At 70.4% G+C, this 11,818-nt stretch carries 11 protein-coding genes; 5 read left to right on the top strand and 6 right to left on the bottom strand.

What is annotated here, in order from left to right; translation table 11 throughout:
• Nucleotides 1-52 precede the first annotated feature (52 nt).
• Together VJ976_RS02620 and VJ976_RS02625 are read left to right on the top strand one after the other, a co-directional pair.
• Nucleotides 53-442, top strand: a complete 390-nt coding sequence (locus VJ976_RS02620; protein ID WP_324098553.1) for a DUF1304 domain-containing protein — start codon at nucleotides 53-55, stop codon at nucleotides 440-442.
• A 139-nt stretch (nucleotides 443-581) separates the two neighbouring features.
• Nucleotides 582-2,450, top strand: coding sequence for an acyl-CoA dehydrogenase (locus tag VJ976_RS02625; protein WP_324098554.1), 1,869 nt, complete (start codon nucleotides 582-584; stop codon nucleotides 2,448-2,450).
• Nucleotides 2,451-2,484: 34 nt separating this feature from the next.
• Here VJ976_RS02625 and VJ976_RS02630 read toward each other — a convergent pair whose 3' ends face one another.
• Nucleotides 2,485-4,509, bottom strand: a complete 2,025-nt coding sequence (locus VJ976_RS02630) for a cytochrome c oxidase assembly protein (RefSeq protein WP_324098555.1) — start codon at nucleotides 4,507-4,509, stop codon at nucleotides 2,485-2,487.
• Nucleotides 4,510-4,536: 27 nt separating this feature from the next.
• Here VJ976_RS02630 and VJ976_RS02635 point away from each other — a divergent pair, with 27 nt between their 5' ends.
• Nucleotides 4,537-5,427 (top strand): maleylpyruvate isomerase family mycothiol-dependent enzyme, encoded by an 891-nt coding sequence (locus VJ976_RS02635; protein ID WP_324098556.1) that lies wholly within the window; start codon nucleotides 4,537-4,539, stop codon nucleotides 5,425-5,427.
• A gap of 51 nt (nucleotides 5,428-5,478) precedes the next feature.
• Entirely contained in the window at nucleotides 5,479-6,138 is a 660-nt protein-coding gene (locus tag VJ976_RS02640; protein ID WP_324098557.1) for a hypothetical protein, read from the top strand.
• On the opposite strand, the gene VJ976_RS02645 is transcribed toward VJ976_RS02640, so the two are convergent.
• From VJ976_RS02645 to hisC, 5 genes are read right to left on the bottom strand one after another with little or no spacing between them, the layout of a single operon-like run.
• Nucleotides 6,121-6,552 carry a hypothetical protein gene (locus tag VJ976_RS02645; RefSeq protein ID WP_324098558.1) on the bottom strand — a complete coding sequence of 144 codons (432 nt, stop codon included), beginning with the start codon at nucleotides 6,550-6,552 and terminating at the stop codon, nucleotides 6,121-6,123. The genes VJ976_RS02640 and VJ976_RS02645 overlap by 18 nt on opposite strands.
• An 8-nt stretch (nucleotides 6,553-6,560) precedes the next feature.
• Nucleotides 6,561-7,985: a dihydrolipoamide acetyltransferase family protein gene (locus tag VJ976_RS02650; RefSeq protein WP_324098559.1), complete on the bottom strand. Its 1,425-nt coding sequence runs from the start codon at nucleotides 7,983-7,985 to the stop codon at nucleotides 6,561-6,563.
• Between the two features lie 42 nt (nucleotides 7,986-8,027).
• Complete coding sequence (locus tag VJ976_RS02655) at nucleotides 8,028-9,029, bottom strand: alpha-ketoacid dehydrogenase subunit beta (RefSeq protein ID WP_324098560.1); 1,002 nt, start codon at nucleotides 9,027-9,029, stop codon at nucleotides 8,028-8,030.
• On the bottom strand, nucleotides 9,029-10,216 hold the full coding sequence (gene pdhA / locus VJ976_RS02660; RefSeq protein ID WP_414693557.1) for a pyruvate dehydrogenase (acetyl-transferring) E1 component subunit alpha: 1,188 nt from the start codon (nucleotides 10,214-10,216) through the stop codon (nucleotides 9,029-9,031). Before pdhA ends, VJ976_RS02655 begins: the two co-directional genes overlap by 1 nt.
• 46 nt (nucleotides 10,217-10,262) lie before the next feature.
• Nucleotides 10,263-11,378, bottom strand: a complete 1,116-nt coding sequence (gene hisC, locus VJ976_RS02665; protein ID WP_324098561.1) for a histidinol-phosphate transaminase — start codon at nucleotides 11,376-11,378, stop codon at nucleotides 10,263-10,265.
• A 57-nt stretch (nucleotides 11,379-11,435) separates the two neighbouring features.
• Here hisC and VJ976_RS02670 point away from each other — a divergent pair.
• Nucleotides 11,436-11,818, top strand: a 383-nt coding sequence (locus tag VJ976_RS02670; protein ID WP_324098562.1) for a phage holin family protein, incomplete at its 3' end; no start/stop codon positions are given.

Here is an 11,818-nt window from a genome sequence, read left to right on the forward strand (position 1 = left end):
CGTTGACCGGCCACGTCCCCCGCTCGCTGTCGCGCTTCGCCATACTGGCGGCATGGCGGTCCTCGCATCCGTGCTGTCCATCATCGCCGGCCTGGTTCACATCGCGATCTTTCTGGCCGAAACGGTGTGGTGGCGGCGTCCCGAGGTCTGGCGCGCCTTCCGCCTGCCCGACCAGGCGGCGGCCGACGACGCCGCGTTCTTCGCCTACAACCAGGGCTTCTACAACCTCTTCCTGGCCATCGGGGCGCTGCTCGGGCCCGTATTCCTGCTGACCGGATACGCCACGGCCGGCTGGACGCTGTACCTCTTCAGCTGCGGCAGCATGGTCGCCGCGGCGGCGGTGCTGCGCATGGGTGGCGGACCCCGTTATACGCGGGCCGCGCTCGCCCAGGCGTCGGTACCGAGCCTGGCCCTGCTGACCTCGATCCCCGCGCTGGCCTAGGGTTGACGTAGGACCACGCCACGGCCACCGCCACCGCCACCCCCAGCCAGGTAGGAGACCTCCAGCCTCGAGCTCGGCGATGGAGGTGACGACATCTGGCTGGGGGTGCGGAAGGCGGAGGGCGCATACCCTTGGGGAGGTGAGTCACTACCGGGCCAACGTGCGTGATCTGGAGTTCAACCTGTTCGAGGTGCTCGACCGGCAAGCCGTCATGGGCGTGCCCCCGTTCGACGACATCGACCCCGAGACGGCCCGCGACGTCCTGGCCGAGGTCGCCACCCTGGCCGAAGGTCGGCTCGGCGACAGCCTCCCGGAGTCCGACCGGAACCCGCCGGCTTTCGACCCCGGCACCGGCGAGGTGAGCATGCCGGAGGCCTTCGTGGCGTCGTACCGGCACTACATCGACTCCGGCTGGGGCCGGCTGGAGATCTCCGAGCCGCTCGGGGGCGCCGCCGCTCCTCCCTCGTTGTCCTGGGCCGTCGGCGAGATGATCCTGGGCTCCAACCCGGCGGTGAAGCTGTACGCCTCCGGGTACACCTTCGCCGAGGTGCTCCACCGCCTCGGCACGCCCGAGCAGCGTCGCCTGGCCGAGCTCATGGTCGAGCAGCCATGGGGCGCGACGATGGTGCTCACCGAGCCCGATGCGGGCTCCGACGTCGGCGCCGCCCGCACGACCGCGTCCCCGGCCGGAGACGGAACCTGGCATGTCACGGGGGTGAAGCGCTTCATCACCTCCGCTGAGGCTCCCTTCTACGACAACGTCGTCCACTTCGTCCTGGCTCGCCCCGAGGGGGCCGGGCCGGGCACCAAGGGCCTGTCGCTGTTCGTGGTGCCGAAGTTCCAGGTCGACCTCGGGACCGGCGAGCTCGGCGAGCGCAACGGGGTCGTCGTCACCGGCGTCGAGAAGAAGATGGGACTCAAGGTCTCCACCACCTGCGAGGTCAGGTTCGGCGAGGACGCCCCGGCGGTCGGCACGTTGCTCGGCGAGGTTCACGACGGCATCGCCCAGATGTTCCGCATCATCGAGTACGCGCGGATGATGGTCGGCACCAAGGCGATCGCCACGCTGTCGACCGGCTACCTCAACGCGCTGGAGTACGCCAAGGAACGGTTCCAAGGCGCCGACCTGACCCAGATGGCGGACAAGTCCGCGCCGCGGGTGCGGATCACGGCTCACCCCGATGTGCGTCGCTCACTGATGCTGCAGAAGTCCTATGCCGAAGGGCTTCGGGCGCTCATGCTGTTCACGGCGACCTACCAGGACACGGTCCACGCCGCGCAGGTGCAGTCTGGCGCGGAGGCCCTCGTGCCCGGCTCGCCGACCCACCTGGCCCAACGCATCAACGACCTGCTGCTGCCGTTGGTCAAGGGCTGCGGCTCCGAGCGGGCCTGGGTGCTGCTGGGCACCGAGTCGCTCCAGACGTTCGGGGGGTCGGGGTTCCTCACCGACTACCCCGTGGAGCAGTACGTGCGCGACGCCAAGATCGACAGTCTCTACGAGGGAACGACGGCCATCCAGGGCCTCGACTTCTTCTTCCGCAAGATCCTGCGAGACCGCGGCGAGGCGTTCTCCGCCCTCACCGCACAGGTCCAGGAGCTCATCGCGGGCGGGGCGCCGGACGACGCGCTGCGCGCCGAGCGCGAGCTGCTCGGCCGGGCCCTGACGGACCTCCAGACGATGGTCGCCTTCCTGGTGGAGCGAGCGGCTGCGGCTGACCCGCGGGGCCCTGGCGACGTCAACCAGGTCTACATCGTGGGCCAGCACTGCACGCGGCTGCTGCTCGCCGCCGGTGACGTCCTCGTCGGATGGCTCCTGCTGCGCCAGGCCGAGGTCGCACTCGGCGCTCTGGGGAACGAGGTCTCCGCCTCCGAGCACGCCTTCTACACCGGCAAGGTGGCGGCGGCGCGCTTCTTCGCTCGCGAGGTCCTCCCGCGGCTGGGAAGCGACGCCGCCATCGTCACCGCCACGGACACCTCGCTCATGGACGTGCCGGAGGCCGCGTTCTGACCCGGCCACGCCCGCAGCGCGGCCGGCCAGGGCCCTAGGAGCGGGGCCGGTTCATCGAAGCGAGACGCTCGTTGTACGCAGCGAGCTCGGCGTCCTCGTCGCGGGCCGCTCGCCGGTCCCCACGCCTGGCGTCACGCTCATCGCGGCGCAGCCAGTCCCAGGTCACGAGCATGGCCAGGACCAGAGTCGGCATCTCGCCGATACCCCAGGCGATCGTGCCGCCGAGCTGCTGGTCGACGAGCAGGTCCGGGTCCCAGGACAGCTCGAGGGCCTTGAAGAACCCCGGCGCCAGCAACCACGTCCCCGACATGAGCGCGAGGCCGAAGAACGCGTGCGCGGCGAGGGTAGCCAGCAGCACGAGGAGACGCATCGGAGCCGGCCACTTCGCCGGACCGGGGTCGGTGCCGATGAGCGACCACACGAACGCATAGCCCGCGAGCAGGAAGTGCAGGGTCATGAGCACGTGCCCGATATGCGTGGTCAGAGCCAACTCGAGCGCGCCGCTCCAGTAGAAGCCGACCAGAGAGCCGAAGAAGATCGCGGCCGCGACGACCGGGTTGGCCACCACGGCCGCATAGCGCGAGTGCACGACCGCCAGGAGCACCTCTCGGGGGCCGAGGGTCTTGTCGCGGCGGGGCGCCAAGGCCCGCAACGCCAAGGTGATGGCCGAGCCGAGCACCAGGAAGATCGGGATGACCATCATCAGCGCCATGTGCATGACCATGTGCATCGAGAACAGCACCCTTCCGTAGACGCCTGGCGCGCCTTGGGTGGTGTAGACGAAGACGGCCCAGCCCACGATCCACGCGACGGTCGCCAGCAGCGGCCATCCGTCGCCCCGTCGCCTCAGGCGTCGTACGCCCGCGAGGTAGAGACCCACGGCCATCACGGCGATCAGCAGGAAGAACCAGTTCACCTGCCAGACCGTGAGCCACGACCCCGGCGTCAGCACAGGCGGCTCGGGGTAGCCGGTGAGCAGCTGCACCGAGGAGGTGCTGTCGATCTCCTGAGCGCCGGTCGGCGGCGTCCGGGACAACGCGACCGCCAGACCGAGGGCGGCGGCCATGACCAGGGCCTCGACCGTGGCCAGGCGGAAGAACGCAGCACCGTCCCGCAGCCCGCGGCCCAGGAGCCACCGCCGGTGCGCGTACCCGGACGCGCCGAGCACCACCAGCAGGAGGATCTTGCCCCAGACCAGCGCCCAGTACGCGGTGAGCAGGTCATCCCACGCCTGCACGGCATCCAGCGCGAAGAGCAGCCCCGACAGGCCGACGGCGACGTAGCACCACAGGGCGAGGGTGGAGAAGCGCCGGGTGGTCGGCAACAGCGCCGGCCCGAGATGCGGGCGCAGCACGATGAGCGCCAGCAACCCCCCGACCCAGGAGGTCACCGCGATCAGGTGGATGCCGAGCGCGGTCACCGCCGTCTCGTGCCCCTCCAGGCCGCTGGAGTGACCGGTGTACGCCACGGGGACGAGCGTGGCGAAGGCCAGGACGGCCGCCCAGGCCAGACCGCCTCGGGTGCGCACTGCGGCACACACCACGGCGAGGATCGTGGCCAGTGCCACCTCGATGGTCCACAGCCGCACGAGCTCCAGGGCGAGAAGGTTCTCGGACAGCGTGCTCCAGTAGCCCGCCCCGCCGAGCGGCAGGTTGGCCACCTCCGCGAAGCCCACGAGCAGCGACGCCAGGGCCGCCGCGGCCCATACCGAGGCCGCGAGCGCGGCGCCGGTCGCCGCGACCTCGCGCCGGCGCGACGTCCGGCCCTCCGGCACGAGGAAGCCACCGACCACCAGCAGGCCTACGCTCAGCGCAGCGGCAACGTCGTGCACGACCCCGATCACCACCTGCCCCCATCGCACCCACGGTCCCGCGTCGGCCAGCAGCAGCGGGGCGGTCGCCCCGCTGAAGGCCGCGGCCGGCAGCGCCCAGGCCAGTGCGACGGCCACCACAGCGCAGACCGGCAGCCAGCTCACGCCCGACCCTGGCAGCCGGGCCGACGGCTCCCCGGTCACGGGCGCTGAGCCCTCGGCGGAGGGGTGGAGCAGGGGGCGCGACACCCTTTCATGCTAGATAGGCTGATCGGCATGCCGTCACACCCCGCCGCCCCCGAGGAGCTTCCCGACCTCGTGGAGGGTTTCCGGCAGGCCATGCGGTCCCTCATCGACCTCGGGCGTTCCTGCCCTGCCGGCAAGGCCGAGGAGCCCACCAGCTGCCCGGGCTGGACGGTCAAGGACCACTTCGCGCATATCGCCTCCGTGGAGGCGTTCCTGGACGGCGGGCCCTACCCCCTCACCGAGCTGACCGAGGACGGCCACCTGCGCAGCGAGTTCACGCGCTGGCTCGAGCACGGCGTCCAGGCCCGCCGCGAGCACAGCCTGGAGGAGGTGCTGGCCGAGCTCGAGACCGTGATGTTCAACCGGCTCGCCTCGCTGGGCAACCCGGACCTCACGCTGGAGACGCCCGTGCGTGCTCCACTGGAGAAGACCATGTCCCTCGGTGAGCTGCTCCGCCGCAGGCTGATCGACATCTGGGTCCACGAGCAGGATGTGCGCGAGGCCCTCGGCCGCATCGGCAACCTGGACAGCCCCGCAGCGGCCACCTTCGTCGCGCGGATCGTCGACGCCTTCCCACGGGTGGTGACGCGGCGCCTGTCGCTGCCGGCCGGGCAGACGGTCATCCTGGAGAGCACCGGCCCGGTCACGGCACGGACGGGAGTGCGGATGGCTCACAACGAGGACGGCGAGGTCGTCGGTCACGAGCTGTTCACCGGCTCGCAGGACACGGCGGCCGAGGACGCGGCGGACCAGGAGCAGCATCCCGAGGAGGACGTCGAGAGCACGACGATCTCGATGTCCACCGAGGCTCTGACCCGGCGCAGCGCCGGGCGGCGTCTCACGCAGGACTCGGCCTACAAGGTGGTGGGCAGCCAGGAGACCGCGCGCGCCGTGTTGGACGCACTGGTCATGACACCGTGAGGCGCAGGCCGATAGCCTGCTGTCCCATCGCCGACGAAGGAGCACGCGCCGATGAAGAAGACTGCCGCGCTGGCACTGTGTGTGTTGACCCTGTCGGTCGCCGGATGCACCACGACCGACGAGACTCCACCGGGAGAGGAGTCTGCGCTCGCTGAGGAGGAGAGCAGCGACGAGGACGAAGGCATCCCGGCCGAGGGCGAGGGCGAGGGCGAGGGTGACCAGGCAGAGGCCACCGGTGGCTCCGAGGGCGGTGGGGGCTCACAGGGCGAGAAGGAGTCGCAGGACTCGTCTTCGCAGACCAGCGGATCCGGTGGCCAGAGCGGCTCCGGCGACCTGCCCGACGCCTCCTCGATGGACGACGAGGTGTGCGTGGCGTTCTTCGAGGGCATGGCACCCGTGGCCGCACAGGTGCTGGACGGGCGTGAGCTGGTGGCCCAGGGAGCCGAAGACCATCTGACCGAGGTGGAGTTCATGGAGGTCGATGTGCTGGCCGAACAGCTCGACGAGCTCGGCACCGAGGGGTCCAGCGAGCAGGCCGCGCTGCTCGCCAGCATCAACATGCCGTTCTCGGAGGTCAAGCGGGCGGCCGAGGAGGGCGGCACCGACGCGGAGTCCGGGGAGGTGACCTACGAGCCGGTCGAGATGACCGACTCGGAGGAGGCCCAGAAGGAGTTCACCTCGAGCTGCACCTCCTCAGGCGGCTCCGGCTGACGAGGTGCGCGAAGGCCTCGTGGCCGCACGGCTGAACCACACCAGCCCCCCGACGAAGCTCGCCAGCACCAGCGCGCATGCGACGGCGACCCACAGCGCGGCGCGGGAGTCCCACAGGACCCACCACAGCACCGCCAGCACCAGGAGCGCGAGGGCGACCTGCCCGGCGAGCCGGGTCGCCCTGACCTGGACCATCCTCTCCGCCGCATCAGCCTCGGAGCCGATGACCAGCCGGGCGCCGGGGGTGAGCCGGCGCGCGGCCCAGTGCAGCACGGCATACCCGAGGAAGATCCCGGCGCCGCCGAGGGCGACCTTGGAGTTGCCGCGGGAGAAACCCACGACCAGCACCGCGATCGCCACGATGAGGCACAGCGCGGTGAACAGGCGGTCCTTGACGCGGGCGCGCAGCGCCATGCGCGGGCTCAGCCCCACACCAGCGCGAGGGCGGGGTCGTGGAGCAGCGCCGCGAGGTCGGCCAGGAAGCGCGACCCCAGCTCGCCGTCCACGAGGCGGTGGTCGAAGGACATCGACAGCTCGGTGACCCACCGCGGTTCGATCCGTTCGACACCGTCCGAGGTCACCACCCACGGGCGACGCTGGACCGCGCCGAAGCACACGATGGCGGACTCGCCGGGGTTGATGATCGGAGTGCCTGTGTCCACGCCGAACACGCCGACGTTGGTGATGGTGATCGTGCCTCCGGACATCTGCGCAGGCTGGGTGCGCCCGGCGCGCGCGGTCTCGACCAGCTCTTGCAGGGCCTCGGCGAGCTGGTGCAGGTCCATCTCGTGCGCGTCCTTGATGTTCGGCACGATCAGGCCCCGCGGGGTGGCCGCGGCGATGCCCAGGTTGACGTAGTGCCGCTGCACGATCTCGCCGGTGACCCCGTCCCAGACCGCATTGAGGTCGGGGTGGCGGCGCACGGCGACCACGAGGGCCTTGGCCAGCACCAGGAGGGGACTGACCTTGACGTCGCGGAAGTGGCGGTCGTCCTTCAGCCGCTGCACGAGCTCCATCGTGGCGCTGACGTCGACGGCGATGAACTCGGTGACGTGTGGGGCGGTGAACGCCGAGTCCACCATCGCGTTCGCGGTCATCTTGCGCACGCCCTTGACCGGGACGCGGGTCTCGCGCGCGTCGGTGGAGCCGGCGACAGCGCTCGGCGAGGGTGTCGCGTCCGCGGACAGCGCGTCCTCGCTGGGTTGCGTCTCTTGCCGGTGGGCGTCGATGTCCGCCCGCGTGACCACTCCGTCCTCACCCGTCGCGCGCACAGCGGCCAGGTCGACGCCACGGTCCTTCGCATACTTGCGCACCGGCGGCTTGGCCTTGGGCCGGGGTCGCGCATCCCCACTGCCCGAACCGGTGGACGAGCCGTCCGTGCTGCTCTTGCGACGCCGGCGGGTGGTCGACCCGACGGAAGGGCCGTAGCCGACGAGGTTGGCCTCACGGGCGGTGGAGGCCCCCCGCGCGGATGGGTCGTCGGCGACCTCGGGGACCAGGTCGTCCGGTCGCGAGACCTGGGCCGTGTCTCCGTCGGGTTCGGCGCGCTGCGGGTCCGTCGACCTGTCCGACGCGAGCTCGCGGCTCTGCGGCGTTTCCGCGTTGCCCGCACCGCCGTCGTCGATGTCGATGATCGCCGTGCCCACCTCGACCACGTCGCCCTCGGCGACGAGCAGCTCCCGCACCACGCCGTCGTAGGGAATGGGCAGCTCCACCAGCGACTTCGCCGTCTCGACCTCGACGACGACGTCGTTGGTCGTGACCTCATCGCCCTTCTTGACCTTCCAGGTGACGATCTCGGCCTCGACGAGCCCTTCACCCGGGTCGGGCAGCGGGAACAACGGCACGATGACTCCTCCTCGGTGCTGTGCCTGAGTCGGCGACTACGCTCAGTAGCTCATGACGGTGTCGACCGCGTGCAGGATGCGGTCCAGGTCGGGCAGGAAGACCTCCTCGTGGCGACTCGGGGGGTAGGGGATGTTGTAGCCCCCGACTCGGAGCACGGGCGCTTCGAGGTGGTAGAAGCACTCCCGCTGCACTGTGGCGGCCAGCTCCGCACCCATGCCGAGGAAGGTCTGCGCCTCGGTCACCGCGATGGCGCGCCCGGTCTTGCGGACCGACTCGGTGACCACCGGCACGTCCAGCGGGGACAGCGAGCGCAGGTCGACGACCTCGACCGAGGGGCCGTGCTCCATCTGGGCCGCCTGGGCCGCCGCCATCGCCACCTTGACCATCGGGCCGTACGTGAGCAGGGTGACGTCCTCCCCGGTCACGCGCACCGCAGCCTGGTGCAGCCCCAGGGGAGCGCTCTGGGCAAGCTCGATCTCGCCGCGCTCGTGGTAGCGCCGCTTCGGCTCGTAGAGCACGACGGGGTCGTCACTGGCGATGGCTTGCTGCACCATCCAGTACGCGTCCTCCGGCGTGGCGCACGAGACGACTCGCAGGCCCGCGGTGTGTGCGAAGTACGCCTCGTTCGACTCGCTGTGATGCTCCACCGCCCCGATGCCGCCCCCATAGGGGATGCGGATGACCAGGGGGAGGGTGAGCCTCCCGAGCGACCGGTAGTGCATCTTGGCCACCTGGCTGACGATCTGGTCGAACGCCGGGTACACGAACCCGTCGAACTGGATCTCCACCACCGGGCGGTAGCCGCGCAGGCACAGACCGACCGCTGCGCCCAGGATCCCCGACTCGGCCAAGGGGGTGTCGACCACGCGCTCTTCGCCGAAGTCCTTCTGCAGGCTCTCGGTGATGCGGAAGACCCCGCCCAGCTTGCCGACGTCCTCCCCCATCAGCACGACCTTCTCGTCGGCCTCCAGCGCGGCGCGCATCCCGGCGTTGAGCGCCTTGGCGATGCTCATCTTCGTCGCAGCGCCCGCCGAGGTCCCCATCAGTCCTCCTCGAACCCGGCGAGATACTCGGCCAGCTCCCGGGCCTCCCGCTCGACCCCCGGGTGCGGCTCGGCGTAGACGTGCTCGAACATGGCCGAGTGCTCCGGGTCGGGCATCTGCTGGCAGGACCTGCGGATGCGCCGGGCCAGCTCGTCGGCCTCTAGGCCCAGGTCGTCCAGCCAGGCCTGGTCGACGAGCTCCTGGGCCAACAGGTAGGCGCGCAGCCGGTCGATCGGGTCCTTCGCCCGCCACAGGTCGACCTCGGCCTCGATCCGGTACTTGGTGGGGTCGTCCGAGGTGGTGTGCGCCCCCATGCGGTAGGTGAACGCCTCGATCAGCGTCGGGCCCTGACCCAAACGGGCCCGGTCCAGCGCGGCCCGGGTCACGGCATAGGTGGCCAGGACGTCGTTGCCGTCCACCCGGACCCCCGGGAAGCCGAAGCCACGAGCCCGCTGGTAGACCCCGATCGTGAACTGCTTGTCGTTGGGCTCAGAGATCGCCCAGTGGTTGTTCTGGACGAAGAACACCACCGGGGCCTGGGTCACGGCCGCGAAGACCAGCGCCTCGTTGTAGTCGCCCTGCGCCGTCCCCCCGTCGCCGGTGAAGGCCATCACCGCCGTGTCCCGGTCGGGGTCGCCCGTGCCCACAGCGCCGTCGCGCGTCACGCCCATCGCGTACCCGGTAGCGTGCAGCATCTGGTTGCCGATGACGATGGTGTAGAGGTGGAAGTGGTTCTCCGCCGCGTCCCAGCCACCGTGGTTCACCCCGCGGAACATGCCGAGCAAGTTGACCGGATCCACCCCCTTGCACCACGCGACGCCGTGCTCCCGGTAGCCCGGAAAGGCGTAGTCCTGGGGACGCATAGCGCGGCCGGCTCCCACTTGGGCCGCTTCCTGTCCGAGCAGCGAGGGCCACAGTCCGAGCTCACCCTGGCGCTGCAACGCGAACCCCTCCGCGTCGACGCGGCGCACGAGGACCAGGTCGCGGTAGAAGGCGCGCAGGTCGTCCTCGGTGACGTCGTCGAGGTAGGAGGAGTACGGCTCGCTGACCTCGCTGGGGCTCACGCGCTGACCGTCGGCGTCGAGGAACTGCACCATGTCCGGGCCGCCGTCGGTCACATCCACCTGCGGCGGCTCGTCGGTGGCCACAGGCGGTCCCGATGCAGAGGCGACCTCGGTGTCGCTCACATGCCCTCCTCCGACCCCGGCTGATCTTCGCCGACGTTGAACGCCTCTACGTTACCGGACCGGCCACGGCCGCACGGGTGCCTGCGTACGACGCGGCGACTTCGATGAACCGGTCGTTCGCCTCGGTCTCCCCGATCGTGCACCGGGCGCCCTCGCCGGGGAACGGGCGGACGATCAACCCCGCCCCGGCACACGCGTCGGCGAAGTCCAGGGCGTCCTCGCCGAGCGGCATCCAGACGAAGTTGGCCTGGGTCTCGGGCACGTCCCAGCCCTGGGACCGCAGCGCGGTGACGACCCGCTGACGCTCCCCGACCAGGGCGTCCACCCGCTCCTGCAGCTCGTCGAAGGAGGCCAGGCTGGCGATAGCCGCCTGCTGCGCGATGTCGGAGACCCCGAAGGGCGTGGCTGCCTTGCGCAGGGCGGTGGCAACCTCCTCGGGGGCCACGCAGTAGCCGATGCGCAGGCCGGCCAGGCCATACGCCTTGGAGAAGGTGCGCAGCACCGCCACGTTGGGGTACTCCCGGTACATCGCCAGGGCGTCGGGGCAGCGCCGGTCGGTGGTGAACTCCAGGTAGGCCTCGTCGATGACGACCAGCGTGTCATGAGGCACCGCGTCCAGCAGGGTGCGCAGCTCGTCGGTGTGCACGGCGGTGCCGGTGGGGTTGTTCGGTGAGCACACCAGCACCAGCCGGGTGCGTGCGCTGATCGCGTCGGTCATCGCGGTCAGGTCGTGCCGGAAGTCTGCGTCCAGCGGCACCTGGACCGAGGTGGCCCCCGCGAGCGCAACCACGATCGGATAGGCCTCGAACGAGCGCCACGCGTAGACGACCTCGTCACCCGGATCGCAGGTGATGTTGACCAGCTGGGTCAACACCCCGACGCTTCCCGTGCCGGTGGCGATGTTCTCCACCGGGACTGCCAGGCGCTGCGAGATCTCCCGGGTCAGCGCCGTCACCGCCATGTCGGGGTAGCGGTTCATCGACCGCGCCGCGTCGTTGACCGCCTCCAAGACGGACGGAAGAGGGGGGTAGGGGTTCTCGTTCGAGCTGATCTTGAAGGCCGGCTCAGCCCCCGTCGAGCCCGCGGGCTTGCCCGGCTTGTAGGCCGGCACCGCGCGCAGCGTGCGGCGTAGCCGTACTGCGGACTCTTCGTGCTCGCTCATGGCCTCACCCTAGCCACCTCCCAGGTCCCGCCCGGTTTGGCCTGCCAGGATGCCGACATGGGTAACGTGCTCTTTCGCATCGCGATCAACGGTTTCGCTCTGTGGGTGGCCTCGCTGATCGTTCCCGGCATCGTCTTCGGTGCGCAGTCCGATGTCGTCGCCCAGGTGATCGCGGTCGCCGCCGTGGGTCTGATCTTCGGTCTGCTGAACGCGGTGGTGCGCCCCATCCTGTTCGTGCTCTCGCTGCCGCTGCTGGTGCTGACCCTGGGGCTGTTCATGTTCGTCCTCAACGCCGTCATGCTCAGCCTGACGTCGTGGATCGCCGAGATGGTGGGCCTGAGCTTCACCGTCCAGAGCTTCTTCTGGGACGCCATCCTCGGCGCCCTGATCATCAGCATCATCTCGATGATCGTGGGACTCCTCGCCCCCGAGGAACGGTC

The organism is Ornithinimicrobium sp. (genome assembly GCF_035267225.1).
GTDB lineage: Bacteria > Actinomycetota > Actinomycetes > Actinomycetales > Dermatophilaceae > Ornithinicoccus.